Annotated in this window: 22 protein-coding genes; 14 read left to right on the top strand and 8 right to left on the bottom strand. The window is 65.1% G+C overall.

From position 1 onward, the window contains the following. Window positions 1-24: 24 nt before the first annotated feature. On the bottom strand, window positions 25-1116 hold the full coding sequence (locus WBP07_RS26670; protein ID WP_395398101.1) for a Gfo/Idh/MocA family protein: 1092 nt from the start codon (window positions 1114-1116) through the stop codon (window positions 25-27). 31 nt (window positions 1117-1147) lie between these two features. Between WBP07_RS26670 and WBP07_RS26665 the strand changes: the two genes are divergently transcribed. The 4 genes from WBP07_RS26665 to WBP07_RS26650 all read left to right on the top strand — a co-directional run bounded on the left by WBP07_RS26665 (window position 1148) and on the right by WBP07_RS26650 (window position 7022). Continuing rightward, window positions 1148-2056, top strand: a complete 909-nt coding sequence (locus WBP07_RS26665) for an aldo/keto reductase family oxidoreductase (RefSeq protein WP_395398100.1) — start codon at window positions 1148-1150, stop codon at window positions 2054-2056. Continuing rightward, window positions 2053-3123: an LLM class flavin-dependent oxidoreductase gene (locus WBP07_RS26660; RefSeq protein WP_395398099.1), complete on the top strand. Its 1071-nt coding sequence runs from the start codon at window positions 2053-2055 to the stop codon at window positions 3121-3123. The genes WBP07_RS26665 and WBP07_RS26660 overlap by 4 nt, the downstream gene beginning before the upstream one ends. 292 nt (window positions 3124-3415) lie before the next feature. Further along, complete coding sequence (locus tag WBP07_RS26655; protein ID WP_395398098.1) at window positions 3416-4651, top strand: MFS transporter; 1236 nt, start codon at window positions 3416-3418, stop codon at window positions 4649-4651. Window positions 4652-4724: 73 nt separating this feature from the next. Next, window positions 4725-7022 carry a TonB-dependent receptor gene (locus WBP07_RS26650; RefSeq protein ID WP_395398097.1) on the top strand — a complete coding sequence of 766 codons (2298 nt, stop codon included), beginning with the start codon at window positions 4725-4727 and terminating at the stop codon, window positions 7020-7022. Window positions 7023-7262: 240 nt separating this feature from the next. Here WBP07_RS26650 and WBP07_RS26645 read toward each other — a convergent pair whose 3' ends face one another. Next, window positions 7263-8648 carry an FAD/NAD(P)-binding protein gene (locus WBP07_RS26645; RefSeq protein ID WP_395398096.1) on the bottom strand — a complete coding sequence of 462 codons (1386 nt, stop codon included), beginning with the start codon at window positions 8646-8648 and terminating at the stop codon, window positions 7263-7265. Window positions 8649-9008: 360 nt separating this feature from the next. Here WBP07_RS26645 and WBP07_RS26640 point away from each other — a divergent pair, with 360 nt between their 5' ends. From WBP07_RS26640 to WBP07_RS26625, 4 genes are all read left to right on the top strand, one after another. Continuing rightward, complete coding sequence (locus WBP07_RS26640) at window positions 9009-9896, top strand: TauD/TfdA dioxygenase family protein (RefSeq protein WP_395398095.1); 888 nt, start codon at window positions 9009-9011, stop codon at window positions 9894-9896. 38 nt (window positions 9897-9934) lie between these two features. Next, on the top strand, window positions 9935-10915 hold the full coding sequence (locus tag WBP07_RS26635; protein ID WP_395398094.1) for an ABC transporter substrate-binding protein: 981 nt from the start codon (window positions 9935-9937) through the stop codon (window positions 10913-10915). Next, window positions 10912-11742 carry an ABC transporter permease gene (locus tag WBP07_RS26630; RefSeq protein WP_395398093.1) on the top strand — a complete coding sequence of 277 codons (831 nt, stop codon included), beginning with the start codon at window positions 10912-10914 and terminating at the stop codon, window positions 11740-11742. The genes WBP07_RS26635 and WBP07_RS26630 overlap by 4 nt, the downstream gene beginning before the upstream one ends. Before the next feature lie 273 nt (window positions 11743-12015). Beyond that, the gene (locus tag WBP07_RS26625; RefSeq protein ID WP_395398092.1) at window positions 12016-12834 is read left to right on the top strand and encodes an ABC transporter ATP-binding protein; all 819 of its coding nucleotides are present in this window, start codon (window positions 12016-12018) and stop codon (window positions 12832-12834) included. Between the two features lie 18 nt (window positions 12835-12852). On the opposite strand, the gene WBP07_RS26620 is transcribed toward WBP07_RS26625, so the two are convergent. Beyond that, entirely contained in the window at window positions 12853-13764 is a 912-nt protein-coding gene (locus WBP07_RS26620; RefSeq protein WP_395398091.1) for a LysR family transcriptional regulator, read from the bottom strand. A 127-nt stretch (window positions 13765-13891) separates the two neighbouring features. On the opposite strand from WBP07_RS26620, the gene WBP07_RS26615 reads away from it, so the two are divergent. Both WBP07_RS26615 and WBP07_RS26610 read left to right on the top strand, forming a co-directional pair. After that, complete coding sequence (locus tag WBP07_RS26615) at window positions 13892-14638, top strand: SDR family oxidoreductase (protein ID WP_395398090.1); 747 nt, start codon at window positions 13892-13894, stop codon at window positions 14636-14638. 77 nt (window positions 14639-14715) lie between these two features. Beyond that, complete coding sequence (locus WBP07_RS26610; RefSeq protein ID WP_395398089.1) at window positions 14716-15171, top strand: carboxymuconolactone decarboxylase family protein; 456 nt, start codon at window positions 14716-14718, stop codon at window positions 15169-15171. 58 nt (window positions 15172-15229) lie between these two features. Here WBP07_RS26610 and WBP07_RS26605 read toward each other — a convergent pair whose 3' ends face one another. Further along, a complete protein-coding gene (locus WBP07_RS26605) occupies window positions 15230-15640 on the bottom strand; it encodes a low affinity iron permease family protein (protein WP_395398088.1) in 411 nt (136 codons plus the stop codon). A gap of 187 nt (window positions 15641-15827) precedes the next feature. On the opposite strand from WBP07_RS26605, the gene WBP07_RS26600 reads away from it, so the two are divergent. The 4 genes from WBP07_RS26600 (at window position 15828) to WBP07_RS26585 (ending at window position 18870) form a co-directional block, all read left to right on the top strand. Next, complete coding sequence (locus WBP07_RS26600) at window positions 15828-16217, top strand: DUF1622 domain-containing protein (protein ID WP_395398087.1); 390 nt, start codon at window positions 15828-15830, stop codon at window positions 16215-16217. A 39-nt stretch (window positions 16218-16256) separates the two neighbouring features. Beyond that, window positions 16257-16652, top strand: coding sequence for a YidH family protein (locus tag WBP07_RS26595; protein WP_395398086.1), 396 nt, complete (start codon window positions 16257-16259; stop codon window positions 16650-16652). Between the two features lie 94 nt (window positions 16653-16746). Next, a complete protein-coding gene (locus WBP07_RS26590; RefSeq protein WP_395398085.1) occupies window positions 16747-17604 on the top strand; it encodes a hypothetical protein in 858 nt (285 codons plus the stop codon). Window positions 17605-18015: 411 nt separating this feature from the next. After that, complete coding sequence (locus WBP07_RS26585) at window positions 18016-18870, top strand: hypothetical protein (RefSeq protein ID WP_395398084.1); 855 nt, start codon at window positions 18016-18018, stop codon at window positions 18868-18870. A 69-nt stretch (window positions 18871-18939) separates the two neighbouring features. Here the strand turns inward: WBP07_RS26585 and WBP07_RS26580 are convergent, their stop codons facing one another. From WBP07_RS26580 to WBP07_RS26565, 4 genes are all read right to left on the bottom strand, one after another. Continuing rightward, entirely contained in the window at window positions 18940-19803 is an 864-nt protein-coding gene (locus tag WBP07_RS26580; protein WP_395398083.1) for a hypothetical protein, read from the bottom strand. 74 nt (window positions 19804-19877) lie between these two features. Beyond that, window positions 19878-20471, bottom strand: a complete 594-nt coding sequence (locus tag WBP07_RS26575) for a hypothetical protein (RefSeq protein WP_395398082.1) — start codon at window positions 20469-20471, stop codon at window positions 19878-19880. After that, window positions 20468-21265 (bottom strand): DUF2092 domain-containing protein, encoded by a 798-nt coding sequence (locus WBP07_RS26570; RefSeq protein WP_395398081.1) that lies wholly within the window; start codon window positions 21263-21265, stop codon window positions 20468-20470. The genes WBP07_RS26575 and WBP07_RS26570 overlap by 4 nt, the downstream gene beginning before the upstream one ends. A gap of 157 nt (window positions 21266-21422) precedes the next feature. Next, on the bottom strand, window positions 21423-22283 hold the full coding sequence (locus tag WBP07_RS26565; RefSeq protein ID WP_395398080.1) for a hypothetical protein: 861 nt from the start codon (window positions 22281-22283) through the stop codon (window positions 21423-21425). Window positions 22284-22433 lie beyond the last annotated feature (150 nt).

Here is a 22433-nt window from a genome sequence, read left to right as displayed (position 1 = left end):
TGAGCGCCGGATCGAATTGCGAGTTTAGCCGCCGAGCACTTCGGCCATCTCGACCACGCGCTTCTCGCGCGCGCTCAGTTCGGCCGCCGCGCCGATGGCGACCGCCATCAGCCCGTCGCGCGCAGTCACCAGCACTTCACCTTCCCCGCGAACCGCGCGGGCAAATGCTTCATGCTGATAGAATGTCGCGCCGTGATGCGAACCGGCGTCCATCGCCGCCTCGTCCACGGCGACATGCCAGCGCTCGACCGACTTCGGCCCCGGCCACGGCACGCGCGGCGACCAGACGAGATCGCCCGGCGGGATCAGCACGTCCAGACGGCCCTTGTCGCCCGTCGCGCTCATTTCCTCCTGATGCTCGGCGCCCTCGGCGAACATGCACAGGTCCAGAAGCGCGCGGGTGCCGTCGGCGAAATCGACCGTGGTGAAGCTGTTGTCGATGATGTCCGGCTGGCGGCCCTCATAACGCTCGTCGATGTGGTTCACGTCCATCGCGCCTGAGCAATAGACGCGCACCGGCTCGGACCGCGTGATCAGGCGCATCAGGTCGAAGAAGTGGCAGCACTTCTCCACCATGGTGCCGCCGGTGTTGGCCGAGAAGCGGTTCCAGTCGCGCACTTTCACCAGGAACGGGAAGCGATGCTCACGGATGGAGAGCATATGCAGGCGGCCGACCTTGCCGGCGTGGATCTCGTCAATGAAAGCCTTGGCGGGCGGCATGAAGCGATATTCCATGCCGGTCCAGAACGGCGCCTTGCGGGCTTCGGCGCGCTCCACCACCCAGCGCGCGTCTTCCATCGTGGTGCAGAGCGGCTTTTCGCAGAGGATCGCCACGTCACTGTCCAGCAGCGGCTCCAGCACCGGGCGGTGGGTGAAGTTCGGGGAGACGACGACGACCGCATCAAGGCCGGCATTGGCGATCATGCCGGCGCTGTCGGCATATTCCGCCACGCCTTCCGCCGCTGCGCCCAGCGCGTTTTTCGCCCAGCCCAGCGAGGTCGGCTCCGGATCCGCTATGGCTACAACTTGCGCGCCTTCAAGGATTTTGATGTTGTGGATGTGCTCCACACCCATCATGCCGGTACCGACGATCCCGTACCGCAAAGCGTCTATCATTTCGGTAATCTCTATTATATTGGTTGAGAATATGACCCTCCCCCTATCGACCCAATCCGTCCCGCTCGGCAAGAGTGGAATTTCCGTTTTCCCGATCGCTTGGGGCATGTGGCGGCTCGCCCGAGCCGACGGCAACGACGATATCGGTGCAATCGTTGCCCGTATCGAAGCGGCACTGGAAGCCGGCATCACTCTGTTCGACACGGCGGACATCTACGGCTGCGATGCCGCGCTGGGCTTCGGCGGCGCGGAACTGCTGCTGGGCAAGGCACTGGCTCAGCGCCCGGACCTGCGTGAGCGGATGGTGATCGCCACCAAGGGCGGAATCGTGCTGGGCGTGCCTTACGATTCGAGCCCGGCCTATCTGAACAAGGCGCTGGATGCCTCGCTCGAACGCCTGGGCCTGCCCTCGGTCGAGCTTTACCAGATTCACCGCCGCGACTTCCTGGCCCATCCGCGCGACGTGGCCGCAACCCTCGCTGCCATGGTGGAGAGCGGCAAGGTCAAGGCGATCGGCGTTTCCAACTACAGCCCTGCCGAGTTCGACGCGTTGCAGGCTTTCCTGCCCTTCCCCATCGTTTCCACCCAGCCCGAATTCTCGGCCGCGCGTTACGCGCCGCTTTATGACGGCACGCTGGATCAGGCGATGGCGCATGACGTGGCGGTGCTGGCCTGGTCGCCGCTGGCTGGCGGTCGCCTCGTTTCCGCATGGCGCGATCCGATCGCCAAGCTGCTGGCCGAACAGGGCGAGCGCTATGGCGCCGATACGGCCGCCGCCGCGCTGTCCTGGATCATGGCGCATCCGTCGCGCGCGATTCCCATCGTCGGTTCGCAGACGCCCGGTCGCATCCTGGCCTCGCGCGACGCACTGAAGGTCCAGTGGACCGCGCACGAGTGGTACAAGGTGCTGGAAACCGCGCGCGGGGAACGCCTGCCGTGACCGCGCTGCAACCCTGCGAAGTCAGCTGGTTTTCGGCGCTGTGCGACGATGACTACGAATTCCTTGGCCAGCCGGACCCGATGCTGCGCTCCAGCTGGGAGCATTGCCGCAACATCGTGACCACGGCCGAGGAAGGCGGTTTCGACAACGTGCTGCTGCCTTCCGGCTATGCACTGGGCATCGACACCACCGCATTTGCCGCCGCCATCGCCACGCAAATCCGCCGTATCAAGCTGCTGATGGCGGTGCGCATCGGAGAGATGTGGCCGGCGCAGCTGGCGCGGCAGATCGCCACGATCGACCAGATTCTGGGCGGCCGTCTGAACATCAACATCATCTCCAGCGAGATGCCGGGCGAGACCCTTGACGGCGGCGCCCGATACGAGCGCACCACCGAGGCGATCGAGATCCTGCGGACGCTGCTTTCGGGCCAGCCGCTCGATCATCAGGGGCGGTTCTGGAACCTCAAGCTCGACGCTCCGCGCCTGATCGCGCCGGGGTCGAAGTGCCCGCCGCTCTACTTCGGCGGCCTGTCGGAACCTGCCCGCGAAGTGGCCGCCAAGGGTTGCGACGTCTATCTGATGTGGCCGGACCGCATGGAGGCGGTGAAGGAAACCATCGCCGACATGCGCGCCCGCGCGGCGAAATACGGCCGGACGCTCCGCTTCGGCTACCGCGTCCACGTCATCGTGCGCGAGACCGAGGGCGATGCCCGCGATGCGGCCAACCGCCTGCTCTCCCGCCTCGACGCGGCAGAGGGCGCCGCGATCCGCGCGCGTTCGCTCGATTCCCAGTCGGTCGGCGTGCAGGCGCAGGCCGCGCTGCGCGAAACCGCCAGCGATGACGGCTATGCCGAGGACAACCTGTGGACCGGCATCGGCCGTGCCCGCTCCGGCTGCGGCGCGGCGATCGTCGGCGATCCGGATCAGGTGCTGGCCAAGCTCCAGGCCTATCGTGAGGCGGGGATCGATGCCTTCATCCTCTCCGGCTACCCCCATGCGCGCGAGGCCGATCTGTTCGCGCGGCATGTGCTGCCCCGGATCGATCACGGGCCGCTGGTTCTGTGATCTGAGCGATTGGGATCGGGATTCGTTCGATACCGCTCCCAAGCGCCCTCCACACAATACCTCGTCGCCCCCGCGTAGGCGGGGGCCCCGCTTTTCCTGAGCCGCAGCGCTGCGGATCGAAGAACCAGCGGGATCCCCGCCTTCGCGGGGATGACGGGTTGATCTGGAGAGGGAAATTCGAGGCTGCGCATTCTTGCGTTGCCCACACAATAGCCCCCTCCACTCCTAGACCACCAGTTCAGAACAGAAAGTCCATGATGTCGATCCCTCGCAAAGCCACGGCTCGCCGCACATGAACCTTTCTCCCCGTCGCCGCTGGCTGCTTTTCACGCTCGCGCTCACCGCAGGCGTGCTCAATCTGGTGGACCGCCAGATCATCTCGGTGCTGAAGCCGACGATCGCCGCAGATCTGGGCTGGAGTGACGACGACTATGGCACTCTGGCCGCCTGGTTTCAGGCAGGCGCTGCCTTCGGCTTCCTGGCGGCAGGCTGGCTGGTGGACCGGCTGGGCGCGAAGTGGGCGAACGCGGCGGGTGTCGCGGCATGGTCGCTGGCGGCGATGACGCATGGCTGGGCCAGCAGTTTCAGCCAGTTCGTGCTCTGCCGCATTGGCCTGGGCGCGACGGAATCGATGGGTACGCCCGCCGGCGTGAAGACCATCGCCACGATCTTCCCGCCCAATCTGCGCTCGCTGGGCTTCGGCCTCACCAACATGATGAACTCCATCGGCGCGATCCTGGCACCGCTGGCCATCCCGCTGGTGGCCGCCGTCTGGGGTTGGCGCGCGGCGTTCGTACTGGCGGGCGTAGTGGGCCTGCTCTGGGTGCTGGCCTGGCTTGCCGCATCGCGCGAGGTGGATTTCGACGATCGCCAGCCCGCCCTTCCCGGCAATCTGGTCTCCGGCGACAAGCTGTTCCTCAAGGAAGGCCGCACCTGGACGATCGCGCTGGCCAAGGTCCTGTCGGACGCGACCTGGTGGCTGATGCTGTTCTGGATGCCGGACTATTTCCACCGGCAATTCGGCCTTTCCGGCACCGACCTCGGCCCGCCGCTGGCACTGGCCTATTGCGGGTCAGCCGCCGGCTCGCTGCTCTCCGGCTATGCGGCCAACCGCCTTCTGGCGAAGGGCTGGACCGCCAATCGCACGCGCAAGACGCTGATGTTGATCTCTGCGCTTTGCGTATTGCCGGTGCCGCTGGCGCTTTACGCCCACGAATATTGGGCGGCGGTGGGCCTGATGGCGCTGACGCTGGCCGGGCATCAGGGCTTTTCGACCAACCTGTTCGGCCTGATCGCCGACGTGACGCCGCGCCACAAAGTGGGCCGCGTGACCGGGTTCGGCGCGTTCTGCGGAAATCTGGGCGGCACCGCGATCAGCAAGATTGCCGGTCTCGTGCTCGCCGCCGGGCTCGGTTACGGCCCGCTCTTCGCCTTCGCCTCCGTCTCGTACCTGCTGGCGCTGGGCTGGATCCAACTCACGATGCCCCGGATCGTACCGGCCGAACCGCTCACTTCGCCTTCCGCATAGGGCGACTAAAGGAAAACTATCTTTCTCAACTAAAACGGTTGAGTATGGTCCGCCCGGTTCAAGGGAGACCATAATGACCACGACCCCGCTCCGCGCCGCCCGCACCCTGCTGCTGGCCTCTGCGGTCCTTTTCCCGGCGGCCGCCTTCGCCGATGAGGCGCCCGCCGCCGACACCGCGCCGCAGACCGGCGAGATCGTCGTCACCGCGCGCTACCGCGATGAATCGCTGCAGCAGGTGCCGATCGCCATCACCGCCGTCAGCGGCCAGTCGCTCAACGACCGCGCGATCCACACGCTGCAGGATCTCTCCAACACCGTTCCCTCGATCGACTTCCGCAATGGCGCGTCTAACAAGGACCGCACCGTGTTCATTCGCGGCGTCGGCACGATCAGCACCTCGCCCGGCGTCGAATCGTCGGTCTCCACCGTGCTAGACGGCGTCGTGCTGACCCGCCCGGGCCAGGCCACGCTGGACGTGGGCGAAGTGGAGCGCATCGAAGTGCTGCGCGGCCCGCAGGGCACGCTGTTCGGCAAGAACGCCTCGGCCGGCGTCATCAGCATCGTCACCGCCGCGCCTTCGCAGCAGTTCCACGCCTATGCCGAAGGCACCGCCACCACGGACGAGGAATACCGCATCAAGGCGGGCGTCACGGGCGGCATCGCCCCCGGCATTTCGGCCCGGATCGACGGGCTCTATGCCAACTATGACGGCAACGTGCGCAACGTCTACACCGACAACCAGGTCAACGGCTACGAACGCTACGGCGTGCGCGGCAAGATCCAGGCGCAGGCGACCGATACGCTGAAGTTCACCCTCTCGGGCGATTATCTGCATTCGCACGACACCACGCCCAGCGGCGTCTATGCCAGCACCAGCCAGATCGCCTACCCCACCGGCGCGGTCACCCAGTCGCCGGCGCTGGCCTCTTTCCTGACCAGCCAGGGCATCACCGCCGGCCCGGAAAACCGCCAGGTCAGCACCAATTTCGACACCGACGTGCGCGACAAGAACTATGGCGGATCGCTGACCGCCGAATGGGGCATCGGCGACTACACCGTCACCTCGATTACCGCCTATCGTGAGTGGAAGAACCGCCAGCACCAGGACTATGACGCGCTGTCGCAGCTTTCCGCCACCTTCCCGCAGGGTGACGATTACGGCACGGTCGACAACCACCAGTTCTCGCAGGAACTGCGGCTGACTTCGCCCAAGGGCAAGTTCATCGACTATGTCGTGGGCGCCTACTACCTCCACGCCAAGACGGATGAGGTCTATACCCGCACGCTCACCCGCCTGATCTCGGGCGCTCAGAATGTCGTGACGGGCGTGGCGAACTACGGTGTCACCAGCGATAACTACGCCGTGTTCGGCGAAGCCAATATCAACTTCACGTCGTGGCTGCGCGCGATTGCCGGCTATCGTTCCACCTGGGACGATCTGAGCTACTACCACGTCCGCACGTCGACCAACGACCCGACCAATTCGGGCGCGACCTCGCTCGATGTCGCGGGCATCCGCGCCTACCACAATTCGGCAGGATCGACCTCCACGCGCGGCGATTCCTATCGCGGCGGCATTCAGGCGGACTTCCTGACCAACAACCAGGCCTATTTCACGTATTCGCGCGGCTACAAGGGCCCGGCCTACAACGCGTACTTCAACATGCGCTCGCTCAACGCGACGACGCCGCTGGACGAAATCGCGCTGAAGCCGGAAACCTCGGACTCGTTCGAAGGCGGCATCAAGGGATCGGCGCTGAGCCACAAGATCACTTATGCGCTGGCGGTCTACTCCACCAAGTTCCACAACTATCAGGCCAACTACAACGACGTTGTCGGCGGCGCGCAGGTCACCCGCCTGATCAACGCAGGCACGGTGCAGACCAAGGGCGTGGAGTTCGACTTCGGCCTTCGCCCGATCCCGGGCCTCTCGCTCGACACCTCGGTCGCCTATACCGACGCCAAGGTGATCCACTTCATCTGCCCGGCGGGTGCGCCGGCCAGCTGCGACATCGACGGACAAGTGCTGCCCTTCGCGCCGAAGTGGAAGCTCTACAGCAACGCGGCCTATCGCTTCGCGCTGTCGAACGCGCTGGACCTGGAAGTGCAGTCCGACATCACGCTGAAGAGCCGCACGCAGTACCAGCTGACCGAGACGCCGGGCACGATCCAGCCGGGCTACTATGTGTGGAACGCCAGCGTGGCGCTGATCGGCACCACCGGCGACTGGCAGCTGCGCGGTTTCGTGAAGAACATCACGAACCAGAGCTATTCCAACTACCTTGCCAACGGCACCTTGGCCGGCATCGTCCGCTACGTTCCGCGTGACGACAAGCGCTATGCGGGCATTCTGCTGCGCAAGGACTTCTGATTGTTGGGGCTGGTGGGGATTTGCACCCCGCCAGCCCTGCCACTTCTAATCAGACATCAATCGACCACTCCGTCGCCCCCGCGAAGGCGGGGGCCCCGCTTTCATTTGCAAGCTCTCGTTTGAACGCAAGAAAAGCGGGATCCCCGCCTTCGGGGGGATGACGGGGTTGGTTGTTTGGCTGACTGACTGACTGGCTGACTGGTTAGCTGGCCGGTTCAAACATAGCGGAAAGAAGGCCGCTTAGAGCCCCTCGCCGCCAACCCAGTGCGCATCCGCAAGATAGCGCGCGAGATTCCAAACCTGCCGCCGGATATCTGGCACGGCCACGATCTCCCACGCCTCGCCCTTGGTCACCGGGCCGACCGCAAAGAGGGTGTCCTGCGGCCGCCCATGCGCATCACGCACACGGCCGAGATGCTCGACATCCAGCCCCAGCCGATGCTGGTCCGGCCGAACCCGGCCCTGTGCGAGCAAGTCCTTCACCAGTGGCACGCCGCTACGCAGAAGATCGCCCTCGGGGCCGGTGCAATTGATGATCCGGCACACCTCCAGCCGCTCCAATCGCTCCTCGCCGCGCGGGCGATAGAGCACGGCAACCCCGTCCTGCCCCGCTTCGGCTTCCACCAGCTTGCCGGCAACGAATTCCAGCCGCCCTTCCGCTTGTAACTCCCCCAGCCGCTTCGCAACGTCGGGAGCCAAGCGGTGCCGGTGAACGTCCCAATAGGGCCGCAGATGCCGCAGGAAACGGCGCTGAGCGGCGGCATCGTGCCGGCGCCAGAGGTTCTGGGTATGCGGCCGCTGCTCGTCCACCGCCGCGCGCCAGCCGATCGCCTTTGCGCGCTCTCGAATCTGCCGGACCAGCGCCGATCCGCGCGCATCGGGCGCGGGCACGTAGTCGACCACCGGGCCCGTTTCTGCATGGGCATGCGGCTTCAGCCCGCGCCGCGACAGGGCGGTGATCCGTCCCTTGAACCCGGCCTTGTCCAGTGAGAGGATCATGTCCGCTGCGGTCAGGCCGGTGCCGATCAGCAGCACGTGGTCGAGCGAGCCCGCGTCGGCCACGGCGCGTGGGTTCCACGGATCGGCGAAGCAGCGGTCTTCCGGCAAGGCAGCCAGCACCGGATGCGGCGCCGGCGGGAAATTGCCCAGCGCCAGAACCAGCGAACGCGCAACGATCTCGCTGCCGTCGTCCAGTTCCACGGTCACCTGCCCGGTCTCGAAACGAGCCGAGAGCGCCTCGGCACTGACGATCTGCGCCTTCGGGCCGGCGTCGGCCAGCGCCTTGATCAAAAGTTCGCGCAAGTAGAGGCCGTAGCTGAGGCGCGGCACGAAGCGATTGGCCTGCTCCTCTCCGCTCTGGCCGATCCAGCGCAGGAAATTGGCCTGATCGTCGGGAAAAGCGCTCATATTGGCGGCGCGCACGTTCAGCAGATGCTCCGGCCCCTTGGTGCCGAAGGCGAGTCCCTTGGCGAGCTGCGCGTGGTTGCGCTCTATCAACACCACCGGCACGCCCTGGCGGATCAGGTTGATGGTCAGCAGGGTACCGCTGAACCCGGCACCGACGACGGCGACGGGCAAGTCTTCAGGGGGACGCTCGGGCTCTATCCTGGGGGGAATTTGATTCATGCCTTCAAGCCTATCCGCATCACGCGCTATTTATCAACCATTTTGGTTGAGAATGATGTCGCGACCGTGACGAAGCGTGAAAACCCTCCGACGGGCTGCTTTTGGCAAGCCAGCGACGACCGGTGCACCAGATACGACGATGCCGGAGCAATCACTACGCCGCCAGACGGAATCCGATTGACAGAACATTGTCCACCGTTATGGTTGACAATGTTGAGCGCGTGATCCGTCCGCCTCTCTGCGGTTTCGTCCCAAGGGATTTGAAACCCGTCCGTGCAGGTCGTCAACGACAGCACTCCATCCCGTAATTTTCGATACCGCGGCGCTTCGCCTTGCCGCGGCTGACGAGGAGATTGTGCGATGAATGCCGTCACCCATGCCCCCCGCCCCGCTGAGCATGCTGCCGAACGGACCTCTATCCCCCCGTTCGAAGTGATCCGCGTGGAAGCCAATCTTGGCGCCGAGATCCGCGGGCTCGACCTTGCCGGGCCGATTACCGGCGAACTGGCCGACCTTCTGCGCAACCTCTTGTGGCAGCATCAGGTGCTGTTCTTCCGCGATACCGGCATAGACGATGCCAAGCAGGCGGAAATCGGCCGCGTGTTCGGCCCGCCGGTGGCCGACAGCATCGCCAAACGAAAGGGCGTGAAGGATGAGGATATCATTCCTTTCAACACCGGCCCCTATTCCAACGGCTATTACGGAACGCCCTGGCACGCGGACGCGACGTATCTGGAAACACCCTATCAGGTATCGATCCTGCGCAGCGTGATCGCGCCCGACCTGGGCGGCGATACGGCCTTTTCCAGTGGCATCTCCGCCTATGAAGCGCTGTCCGAGGAGATGAAGCGCAAGGTCGAGGGGTTGGACGCCATTCACCGGCCCAATGGCAAGGCCTACCAACTGATCGATGACGAGAAGGAACTGGCGGACTACCTTGCCGAATATAGCGGCACGGCCCATCCGGTGGTCATCACCCATCCCTTCAACGGTCGCAAGGTGCTCTACGTCAACGAGGGTTTCACCAAGGAGCTGGTGGGCCTGCCGGAAGACGAGAGCCGGGAACTGCTGCGCTATCTGACGCACCAGTTCTACCGCCCGGAAAACATCGTGCGGTTCAAGTGGCGGCCCGGATCGCTGGCGATCTGGGACAACCGATCGGTCCAGCACTACGGCGTTGCCGATTACGGCCATGCCCAGCGCCAACTGGTGCGCATCGTCGCCCAAGGCGACCGCCCGCAGCGCTGAATCCGATACCTTCCCGACCCAAACGAGGCGCCGCATCCGTGATCAGCCCCCGCCCTATCATCCTTGCCCTCATCCCCGCCGCCCTGCTGGCCGCCTGCCATGGATCCAAGCAGGATGCCGAGCCGACCCTGCGTGTGGCGGACCAGCTTCACACCCTGCAATCGGCGGTGAACGCAGCCGGCGAAGGCCAGCCCAAGGACTATCGCATCCAGTGGTCCAACTTCCTGGGCGGCCCTGCCGTCGTCGCGGCGGAAACGGGGGGATCGGTGGACTTGGGCTGGATGGCGGAAACGCCGATGGTCTTCGCGCAGGCGGCAGGCAGCCCGGTGCGGGTGGTGGCGGTCAGCAAGGGGTTGAAGCCGGGCACCTCCAACATCGCGCTGGTAGTGGGCGCCCACTCATCGATCCATTCGGTGGCTGATCTGAAAGGCAAGCGGATCGGCTACGCGCCGGGCACGATTTCTCAATACCTGGTCGCGCGGCTGCTCGATCAGGCGGGGCTGACGTTCAAGGACATCACGCCGGTCAAACTGTCCGGCATCAGCACGGCGGTGCTGGACAGCGGCACGGTCGACGCCTTCACCGCCGCCGAACCGATGCTGACCCAAGGGATCGATGCCGGAAAGCTGCGCGTGCTGGCCTATGGCGGTGCACCGATTACGCCCGGCTACGGTTATCTCGTCGCGTCGGAGGCGGCGCTGGCCGATCCCAAGCGCGCCGCGCTGATTGCAGACTTCGTGCAGCGCGCCGCCCGTTCGGTGAAGTGGCAGCGTGAGAATGTCGACAAGGCGGCGCAGTTCTCCGCCAAGGCCTACAACGTCACACCGCAACTGGCCGGGCAGATCCTGCGCCGCACGCCGATCGGCTATACCGCGATCGACGCCTCGATCGTCGCCGGCCACCAGCAGGAGGCGGACCTGTTCCACAAGTTCGGCCTGATCCGCCAGCGCCTCGATGCCTCGAAACTGTTCGACCATCGCTTCGACAAGCTGATCGGCACCGTGGAGACCAGCCGATGAACGCCCCCTTCTTCGATCCCGGTCCGCTGGTTCGCCCCGCCGTTCGCACGAGCGAGGACAAGCCCGGACGGCTTTCGCTGGCGCGCCGGGCGATCGGGCCGCTGCTCGTGCTCGCCCTCTGGGCCGGGACTACCGGATTGGGACTGGTCGATCCCTCGGTCCTGCCCTCCCCGCGCCTGCTGATCGCCACGACCCGGCATCTGTGGACCGAGCAGGACCTTCTCCACCAGATCCTCGTCTCGCTCACCCGCGCCTTTGCGGGGGCCGCGTTCGGTGTGTCGCTGGGGTTGCTGCTGGGCGTGATCGCCGGGCTGACGCGGTTGGGAGAGGAACTGTTCGACGCCACGCTGCAGATGATGCGCACGGCCCCGCCACTGGCATTGGTGCCGCTGTTCATCGTCTGGTTCGGGGTGGATGAAACACCCAAGCTGCTGCTGATCGGCCTCGCCACCCTGTTTCCCATGTACCTCAACACGTATTCCGGCGTGCGCAATGTCGATCGCAAGGTGGTGGAGGCATCGCGCACGTTCGGCCTGAAAGGCCCGCGCCTGATCCGCGAAGTGGTGCTGCCGCTCGCCCTTCCCTCGATCCTTACCGGTCTGCGCTTTTCGCTGGGCGTCTCCCTGCTCATGCTGATCGCGGCCGAGACGATCAATGCGCAAGCCGGCCTCGGCTATCTGCTGAACACCGCGCAAGTCTACCAGCAGGTCGACGTGATCCTGGTCTGCATCTTCATTTATGCCGTTCTCGGCCTTGGGGCCGACCTGTTCGTTCGCTTGCTTGAAAGACTGCTCATGCCGTGGCGCGCCCATTTGGCCGCTCGCTAGGGTCAGGACCTATTGATCACGGCTGCGAGGTTTGAATCAAAATGGCTCAGCGCGAGGAAGGAAGGTGCAGGAATATGTCCATATTTCAAGACTTCCTGACGCGGCGATGGGCCATTTTGATCAAATCCCTTCGGGACATTGGAATGGCTTCCATCTCGAACCGAAGCGACTTTGGACGGGCAACCAGCCCGCCCGGCAGCCACTTCAGTCCGATCTGTTCGCCATTCCAATGCCTCGCAGGCGTGATCAATAGGTCCTGACCCTAGGAGACGTATGATGCTGCATTCCGCGCCTTCCCACCCTTCCGCGTCCATCCATCCGCTGTTCGCCGCCGCCCCGCCGGCCGCGCGGGAGCCGGACAGTTTCGAGGGCCGCCCGCAGGCCGTCGCCGTTCAGGGCGTGACCCGCCGGTTCCATGGGCGCCCGGTGCTGGACGGGGTGGACCTGTCGATCCGGCCCGGCGAATTCGTTGCCCTTCTGGGCGCATCGGGCAGCGGCAAGACCACTTTGCTGCGCATCCTTGCCGGGCTTGACGCGCCGGATGAGGGCGAGGCCTGGGTGCCGGAGGCGCGCACCGTGGTGTTTCAGGAGCCACGCCTGATCCAGACCCGGAAAGTCTGGAAGAATGTCGTCACCGGCCTGTCCGGCCGCGCCGCCGCGCGTCACGTCGCGGCAGAGGCCCTTGCCGAAGTCGGGCTGGACCACCGCGCCGATGCCTGGCCGGCAACGCTTTCCGGAGGCGAAGCGCAACGCGCCGCGCTGGCCCGCGCGCTGGTGCGAAAGCCGCGCCTGCTGTTGCTGGACGAACCTTTCGCCGCGCTGGACGCACTGACCCGCCTGCGCATGCAGCGCCTGATCGGCGCGCTCTGCCAGACGCATTCGCCCGCCACGCTGCTTGTCACCCATGATGTGGAAGAAGCACTGCTGCTGGCCGACCGCGTGCTGGTTCTGCGCAACGGCCGCATCGCTTATGACCGGCGGATCACCCTGCCCCGCCCTCGCGCGGCCGGCGGCGAAGCGTTCGATGCACTGCGCGGACAACTGCTCGCCGAACTGGGGGTGCACGAAGGACAACCTGCACCGGTGCAATAGCGCACGGCTCGGCCCAGCTTAGATACCGCTCTCCCAAGGCGGCGTACCGCGAAACGCATCCGCGAGGAAATCGACCATGAGCCGCACTTTGGCCGACAAGTGCCGCCGGCTGGCATAGAGGGCGAGGATGTCGATATCCGGCAGCCGCCAATCGGGCAGGAGCGGGACCAGTGTGCCGGCACGCAGGTCCTCCCCGATCAGGAAGCTGGGCTGCCAGGTGATCGCCTCTCCGGCCAGCGCCACGGCGCGGGCGGTATCGCCGCTGTTCGTGCGCAGGCGGGTGCCGACGCGAACGCGCGTTTCGCTGCCGGTGCTGTCAAGAAAGGTCCAGACGTCCGGCTCTGGGGCGTAACCGTAGAGGACGCAGCCGTGATCGGCCAGTGCGGCAGGATGGTCCGGCACGCCATGCTTGGCGAGGTAAGTCGGGGAGGCGCAGAGGATGTTGCGCGAGGTCGCGAGCTTGCGGGACACATAGCTTTGTGATCCCCCGCGCGAGATGCGGATGCCAAGGTCGTAGCCTTCCTCGACGATGTCGACCACGCGGTCCGTCAGCGCAATGTCCAGTTCCACATTGGGATGCAGCGCCATGAATCGCGGCCAGAGCGGCGCCAGATGGCGGATGCCGAAGACCAGCGGCGCATTGATCCGCAGCCGTCCTTGCGCTGCGGCTGCGCTGGCGGTGGTGGCGGCCTCCGCCTCGGCAACGTCATCCAGGATGGCGCGGGCGCGTTCGTAAAGTGCTTCGCCCGCCTCGGTCAGCGAAACCCGGCGCGACGTGCGGTTGAGCAGCCGCGTGCCAAGATGACCTTCCAGCTCCGACACATAGCGTGTCACATTGGCAGGCGAAGTATCCAGCGCATCGGCGGCCCGCGCGAAGCCGCCGCGCGAGACGACGGCGGCAAACACCTCGAACGCACGCAAACGGTCCATGATTTCATCCTTCAGCTTTCCTGAATGAATGCCCCATTTTCTGCCCATCGATCAAGGATCGTTTCGGGCATAGATCGATACCTGTCGCCGACGCGATGGACGCCGGCCCCAACCAAGGAGCTTTGAAATGACCCGTCTTGCCAACAAGTTCGCACTCATCACCGGCGGCACCAGCGGTATCGGCCTCGCCACCGCCAAGCGCTTCATCGAGGAAGGCGCCAAGGTCGCCATCACCGGCACCAGCGAGGAAAAGCTGGCCGCCGCCAAGGCCGAACTGGGCGATGTGCTCACCATCCGCGCCGATGCCGGCGACGTTGCCGGCCAGGCCGCGATCGCGGAGGCCATCCGCACCGAATTCGGCCGGTTGGACACTCTGTTCGTGAATGCCGGCGTGGCGGACTTCCGCCCGCTGGAAGCCTGGGATGAAGCCGGTTTCGATCGTTCGTTCGCGGTCAATGTGAAGGGCCCGCTGTTCCTGGTGCAGGCGCTGCTGCCGCTGTTCGCCAATCCCGCCTCGATCGTGCTCAACGGATCGATCAACGCCCGGCTCGGCAAGCCCAACTCGATCGTCTACGCGGCCACCAAGGCGGCCCTGATCTCGCTGGCCCGCACCCTGTCGGGCGAGCTGATCGCGCGCGGCATCCGGGCCAACGTCGTCAGCCCCGGCCCGGTTTCGACGCCGATCTACGGCAAGCTGGGCCTGTCCGACAGTGATCTCGCGGGAATGAAGGACTACCTGATCGGCGCGATCCCGGCAGGCCGCTTCGGCGAACCCAATGAAATCGCCGAGGCAATCGTCCACCTGGCATCGGACGAAAGCCGCTACACCGTCGGCAGCGAACTGATCATCGACGGCGGCATGAGCAATATCTGAGCAGGACAACATCTGAGCAGGTCCGTGCGGCGCCCCCCAAAAGGGCGCCGCGCTCACCCCGATACGGGAGACGAAAAATGCGCATGGATTACAACCGGGCAGCGGCAAACGGCATGAAGGCGCTGGGCGGCCTCTACGGCTACATCATGACCAGCGGACTGCCGAAGGCATTGGTGGACCTGGTCTATCTGCGCGTCAGCCAGATCAACGGCTGCGCCTATTGCATCGACATGCACAGCCGTGACCTCATCAAGGATGGCATGGAGGTGGAGAAGCTGGTGCTGGTGCCGGTCTGGGCAGAGAGCGGCGCGCTGTTCGACGCGCAGGAACGGGCCGCGCTGGCCTGGGCGGAAACGGTGACGCGGGTTTCCGAAACCCATGTGCCGGACACCGCCTACGAAGCCGCCGCGCAAGTCTTCGACGAGAAGCAACTGGCCGATCTTACGCTCGCGATCGGGCTGATGAACACCTACAATCGGCTGGCGATCAGCTTCCGCGCCGAACCGGAAGCCTTGCGGAACCTGCGGGACTGATCGCCACCAACGGATCTTCCCGTGCGGGAAAAGGCGCCGGCCTCGGCGCCTTTTCCGTTCAATAGCGGTCGAGCAGACGGCTTACGCTGGCATGGGCGCGATGGGTCTCTTCCTCCACCTGCCCGGTTTCCTCCTCCAGCGCCGCGCGCAACGTGTCGATTTCCTCGGCGCTGCGATGCTCGATGCCGATGAAGCTGTTGCGTGCCTCGTCCAGCGCGCGCAGCAGTTCGTCCAGCTTGGCCTGGAAGGCAGCGGCATCGCGGTTCTGGCTGTTCTGGATCAGGAAGACCATCAGGAAGGTGACGATCGTTGTCCCGGTGTTGATCACCAGTTGCCAGGTGTCCGACCATTTGAAGACAGGCCCGGAAACCGCCCAGATCACTACGACGGCAAGGGCAAGGATGAATGTCTGCGCCTTGCCGGCAGCCCCGGCGACGAAGTTGGCGAAAGCCGTGAAGGACTTGGACATGGCATCATTCTCCGGATCGAACGACAGGCGGGCGATGCTCCCGGCGCGGGATTGAAACGGACCGGCAGTCCAGCCGTTCCATGCCCCCCGGAAGCGAGCCGGACATTTCCGGGGTTTCTCCCGATGGGCAAGGCCATCGCCAGGAACCAGACTTTCCGCGTGGGAAGCACGAAGAAGGACCCGCGCGATGCATGATGCCCTGCACCAGCTTGCCGAATACGTGGCCATGGTCGTCAACCTGCTCGCAATCCTGGCCATCGGCATCGGCTCGGTCCAGGCGGCGATCGGCCTGTCTCGGCTGCTGCTGTTCCACGCTTCCGAGGATCAGCTGCGCCCCGTGTGGCTCTCGCTGGCCCGGTGGCTGGTGGCAGGCCTGTCATTCCAGCTCGCCGCCGATATCGTGGAAACCACCATCGCCCCTTCGTGGGACGATATCGGCAAGCTGGCCGCCGTCGCTGTGCTGCGGACTTTCCTGAATTTCTTCCTCGACCGCGATCTGGAGGGATTGCGCGATCGAGCTATGCAGGAGCGTGCGGACGCGGCCGCAGCCGCCGCCCCCATTGCCACCGGTGCCTGAAACGCTTCAACCCGCTCAGCGATGGAGGCAAGTCCGCCAATGACAGCAGCCCATCATCACCCGATAAGGCCGCCCGTCCTGCCCAGCGACCTTGGCGCGACCCGAACGGTTCTGGCCGCCGATCGCACGCTGATGGCGTGGATCAGGACCTCTCTCTCCATGTTGAGCTTCGGGTTCACGATCTACAAGTTCCTCCAGGGCCTGGCGGACAACCACCAGATCGCGAAGACGGACAGCCCGCAACACGTCGGCATGTTCCTTGCCGCGACGGGAACGGCGGCCATGGTGCTCGGCACGCTCAGCTACTGGACGACGCTGCGCGACGTTGCCCGCACCGGGGAATTCCGCCTCGGCCGTTCCGTACTCACGATCGCGCTGCTCATGTGCGTGGCGGGCGTGTCCCTGTTCTGGGCGATCGCGACGCGACTGGTCTAGGGCCCGCTGCCACGTCGCGAAGCGGGCAACGATTGATGATGAAGGCCCCCTTGCGGAAGACAAGGAACCACAAAGCCGTTCAGGAGAAACGCCAATGATGGACGCTCCCAGCACGCTCTTCACGATCCCCATCATCCCGCTGGGAATCGCGCTGCTCCTGCTCGTGACTCTGCTGACCTGGGTGGGCATGCGGATCGGACGCCACCTCGAAGCGCGCCGGGCCTCCACCCCGGGGAACGATGCATCCGACGACGATGTGAACGGCGCGATCGTGCCGGCGGTGCTAGGCCTGCTGGCGCTGCTGCTGGGCTTCACCTTCGCGCTCGCGGTCGATCGCTTCGAGACCCGCCGCGGCCTGGTTCTGGAAGAGGCCAACGCCATCGGCACCGCCTACCTGCAAACGCAGGTGTTGCCGCCGCCAAACCGCGCACGCCTGAGCGCACTGCTGATCCGCTATACCGACAATCGCATTCTCCTGGCCGGATCGCCCAGCCCCACCGAAATGCGGGCGGAACTGGCGCTGAACGACGCCACGATCAACGACATCTGGGCCGCCGCGCTTGCCGGGTTCGACAGCATCAAGCACCTCGATATGTCGAGCACGTTCCTGTCCTCGATCAATTCGGTGATCGACCTCGACACCTCGCGCAAGACCGGCCGCACGGCACACGTGCCGGACGAGGTGTTCTGGGTGCTGATCGTCTACGTCCTGGTCGCGGCAGTGATCATCGGTTACATCATCCGCAACCGATCCGGCTTCTACCTCGCCTGCATCATGAACCTGCTGGTCGTGCTCTCGCTGATGCTGATCATGGACATCGATCGGCCGGCCGCCGGCGGCATCCGCGAATCCCAGTTCCCGATGAAGCTGCTCAGCCGGTCCATGCATTCGCAATCGCCTGCGGCTTTCGACCGCTGGCGGACTCCGCAAGGTGTCGCCGGTACGGACTGACCCGTCGGCCGGACCGCTTGCGGAATCGCCTGAACGAGTGTCCGCGCGGCGCCGCGCGGCACGGGATAGTTCCTATGCCCGCCATCAGGTCCAGGAGTAGGGGTTTCCCTCAGGCGATCCATGGGATTGCCCTGATACGCCTTCCCGGGGGACAGGCATATCCTCCCATAATCCCATGACTTCGGCGGACTCCCGGTGCGCGCAATCTGGCTCAGAATGGATTGGAAGACTGGATGGCTCCGGCAATCGGATGCCTTCCATGTCCCCTTCTTCGGGCCGACGCGGGCTCATGCCGGTTCATGGGTTGGCCGCCGCGATGAGCCGAACCATTCCGTGCCGGGGCCACGGTCTCCCACATCGCATTCCGCAACGCAGCCTGTCCGTCAGGCCGCATCGATCAGGAACTGACCCATGGAAGCGAGAATCTCAGACGCGGTTTCGACTTTTCGCCCCCGGCGCGCGCTGGCCCTGATCGTCTCGACAACGGCGATCCTGTCGTGCCAGTCCGTCCATGCCCAGACATTGGACAACAAATACTGGATCAATGCCGCCGCCTACTTCCCCAAGATCGATACCAACGTCCGCGTCGCCACCAAGACGCAGACCGAAGTCGCCACGGACATCGATTTCGAGAAGGACCTTGCCCTCGACGACAGCAAGGTCCTGCCTTCGGTTTCGGCGGGTGCGCGCTTCGGCAGGGTTATCGTCGGCGCGGACTTCTTCAGGCTCAACCGCACCGGCACGGTCAACCTGGCGCGGGAGATCAATTTCGACGGGGAAACCTTTCCGCTTAGCGCTGCGGTCAGAAGCACGTTCGACAGCGATATCTATCGCCTCACGGTCGGCTACGCGATCGTCCAGAACAAGTCGCTGGAACTGGGCGCCGCCATCGGTATCCATGTGACCAATTTCGACATGGGCATCGCGGCCCAGGGCAGGGGCAGCGCGCAGGCCACGCAAGTGTCCACCCGGCGCAAGGACGTGCTGGCGCCGCTACCCACGCTGGGCGTGTTCGGCACCTACAACGTGGCACCGCGCCTCAACCTGAATGCGCGGGTCGACTATCTGTCGCTGAAGATCGACCAGTATGACGGAGAGCTTGTCAACGCGCAGGCCGGCGCCAGCTATGCGGTGGTGAAGAACATCTCGCTCGGCGCTGTCTACCGCTATGTCTACTACCGCCTGGGTGTCGACAAGGACGAATGGGACGGCCGCGTGCGCTACAAGCTGCACGGCCCCGCGCTGGTAGTGCAGGCCCAGTTCTGAAACGCCTTCTGCCCGGCCTTCCGCTGAGGGAGGCCGGGCAGAACGGGCTCATGCCAATCCAGTCCTGCTTCAGACCTGCCCGGTGATCGCCTGGCGCTTCATCAGCTGCATGTAGGGCACCGAGATCACCAGCGAGACCAGCAGGCCCAGCACGATGGCCGCCGGCGCCAGCTCGGTCGCCGAAAAGTTCTGCAAGGCGATGGCCAGGGCAATGCCGGGATGCCGCGTTGCCGAAGCCAGCGACAGCGTGACCTTGTCGCCCCTGTCGCTGCCGGCAAGGATATAGCCGGCCGCCAGCCCCGCCACGCTCATGACCAGCAGGGCAAGCAAGGTTCCCTGCCCCAACACGTCGATCATCGCCGGGGTCATCTTCACCAGCAGCACCAGCGCCGCGACGACCAGCGTTACCGTCGCCACCTTGCTGAGAACGCGGCTTATGGTGGCAGCGGCGCTGTCCCCCAGGAAGGCTGCGCCACCAAGGCCCCCCAACAGCGGCATCAGGATCGTGATGCCCAGCGTGGTGGCGACCTGCTTGGCGGAAATCCCGGCATCGATGCCGAAGAACCTTCCGGCAAGCGACAGCCCGAGCGGCGTGACCACGATCGAGACAACGGTGGCGCCGACCAGCAGCCCCGTTACGTAGCAGGCGCGGCCACCGGCCTTCATCTGCTTGCCGGGAAGAATCGGCGGCAGCGGCGAAAAGGCGATCGCCACCATCGCCACTTTCACCGCCGGGTTCAGATCCAGCAATCGCGCCATGGCGATCGCCACCGCCGGCACCACCACATACATCGACACGAACGCCCGCAGCCCCAACTGCCAGTGCGTGACGAAGTAGAACGCGTCACTGGCCTTCGCCCGAAGCGCCAGCGCGAAGACCATGGCCACGATGCTCAGCATGAGCAGCAGCTTGAGAATATCGGCAAGAGTCATCGCGGGTATCCTCCGGAACTGCTGACAGGGCCCGGCGGGTGACCGGGCCCTGTCGATATCCCATCAGCCATCGCTCAGCGCGGCGGATTGACCACCACGTACTGAACCGAGGAGCCGGAATACTGAGGTTGGTACCAAGTGCTGCCGCATTGCGAATAGCTTACCCCGTTGACCACCACCGTGCTGCAACTGGGCGGGATGCTCCTGACGATCGAACCGATCACCACGGCCGTCGCCGTGACCGCGGCAGCCGTCGCGACCGGGTGATAGTGATCGTCCCAATCGTCCCAACCGCCGTGATAGCCGCCACCGTGATAGTCGTTGTGGACATCGACGTTCACGTTGCGGTTCACATTCCGGTTTACGTTGCGGTTCACATTGGCGTTGCCGTTGTGATTGATGTTGCTGGCCGCGCCGCTGCGCACGGCCGGACGGCCGCCGGCCGCCTGGGGATGTACGCCCCCGCCCGCGCGGGCAGGAGGACGCGACGCCGTCCGGGCCCCGCCGCCGCCGCGATTGCCACCGCCACGCGGGGGTGCGCCCATGTGTGCGCTGCTGTCCGCGACGGACAGGGGAACGGTGGTCATCTCCGGCGCCACATGAAGGCCGTCGATGCCCAGCACCAGCCCGGCCACAAGCACCAAGGGTGCGCTGACGATTCCGCTCATTGTCCATCTCCCTTGCCCTTGGCGGCCGAAAGGTCCGCCATGGTGATACGGTGGGCGTCCGCCGGCGGCGTGAATGCCAGGTCGGCCGCGCTTGGCGGCGTCTGCGTGTCCCAGCGGAGCACGGCGGCGTACTGCGGCATCGCCGGATCCTCCTTGCTGGTGATCACGATCTTGCAGGGCAGCGGCAGGCCGTTGTCCGCCACCCATAGCTGCCAATCCACTTTGGCCTGCCGGAAGGCGTAGTGCGTGCACTTGTTGCCATTGATGGTTTCAGGCCGGACGATCATGGCTTCCTGCACGCGCGAACGCAGCGTCTGGTCGGTGCCCCAGGTGAACAGATCGGCCAGCGGCAGCTCGATACCGAAGTCTGTCCGCGCCTTGTCGATGGTCAGCCCGATGGAGGGAGGGGCGGGAAAGCTGGCGTAATAGCCCAGCCGGGGCGCGAAGATCGTGAAAGTCTTGCCGTCATAAAACATTTCGCGCCGTTGCAGGTCGGAATCGGCGACGATCCTGAAGGCATCCGGCCGTCTCGCAAGGATTTGCAGGGTTCCGCCGAACTGCACTTTCTGGCCGGTCATCAGCACCTGTTCGGTGGTGACATCGGCGTCGATCCGGAACGCGTTCAGCGTCATCAGCGCCGCGCTCATCTTGTCCATCGCCTGCATCGCCGCCGGATCGATGGGGTTGGAAGCGTCCGAAGCGGCCGCATCCGAAGCAGTCTGGGCATGCGCAATTGCCGGACAACACAGCGCCAGGCCCAGCGCTGCCAAACCGATTGAGGCGGAACGTGCCATTGGTGTCTCTCCTACCTGGGTCAGCCAGCCAGGGCCCACGGCGCCCGACATCGTGCGGTTATCCTCCCGCCGGCGTTGCTGACCCATCCGGAATTCTTCCGAGTTCCCGTGGAATTGACCCTCTGTTTTCGCCCCCCGCTACCCATTGACGCGGCGCTTACTCGGGAAACAGAAAAGTCATCACGAACCGCGCGCCCCATTCGGGCCCCAGCCGCGGCCGCTCCGCATAATAGCGCGCGCCGACGCCCAGGCTGACCGGCTGCTTGCCGAACTTCACGATGTGGCTGACCGTCAGGTTGAGCGGAACGGTCCACTCCTTCGCTGTCCAGTCGTAGCTCGTCTCGGTGTTGAAGGTGAAGCTGGTGGAATCGGGCAGGGTCTTCGAAATGAACGGCTGCAGGAACGTCTGGCTGATATCGGGATAGGAAGACTTGCCCGCGAAGGACCAGATATGGTTCGCGAGGATGCCCAGGGTCAGCCCGTGCTTCTGTCGCAGCAGAACCGCCGTCGGCCCCGCGCCGAATTTCCGGGTGCTGAAGGCATTGGCCCCGGTGGGCCAGAGGATGGCCGGCCCGACACCCCAGACGATGCCGTTCTTCGATTCCTTGGGCGAGAAGAAGAAGCTCTGGGTGATATCGCCGAAGCCGGTATCGCCGCCCTCCCCGGCCACGGTCTCGCCCTGGCTGATGAACGGCACGATCGTGCGGGTGATCACGTTCCAGTCCTTGCCGATCCCGAACGGGATCACCGGCTGGATATTCAGCGTATAGCGGTCCCCATCGCGCGGGCCGTAGCAGCAATCGTAGTTGGACTGGAGCGGCACGGAAATCAGATTGGAAACCGGATTGGCCAGCTTGTCGGCCAGGGCCTGCCCCTCGGAAGCGCTCCCCTGCGCGTCGCCGCTGGCGACACTGGGCGGCGTTTCCGTCTCCTGTGCCAGCGCTTCCCCATTGAAAGCCCCGCCGCAGATCGCCGCCGCCACCAGCAGAGACGCGCCGAAAACCCGAATTTCCCTCATGCCCTATTCTCCGTCAGCGGCCATTCGGCCCGCTTCCGGTAAGACTCGCCCCCATGCGGCGCGCCCGGCCATGGGCAATTACCGCAGTATCGGCAGGAAACTTCCCGGATCGCCGTCACGGCATGGCCCGGTTGCGGCGGAATTCCGGCC

Source organism: Novosphingobium oxfordense (assembly GCF_044029435.1).
Taxonomy (GTDB): Bacteria; Pseudomonadota; Alphaproteobacteria; order Sphingomonadales; family Sphingomonadaceae; genus Novosphingobium.
Note: the sequence above shows the minus strand (reverse complement) of the source record. Positions and strands in the feature narration are given on the sequence as shown.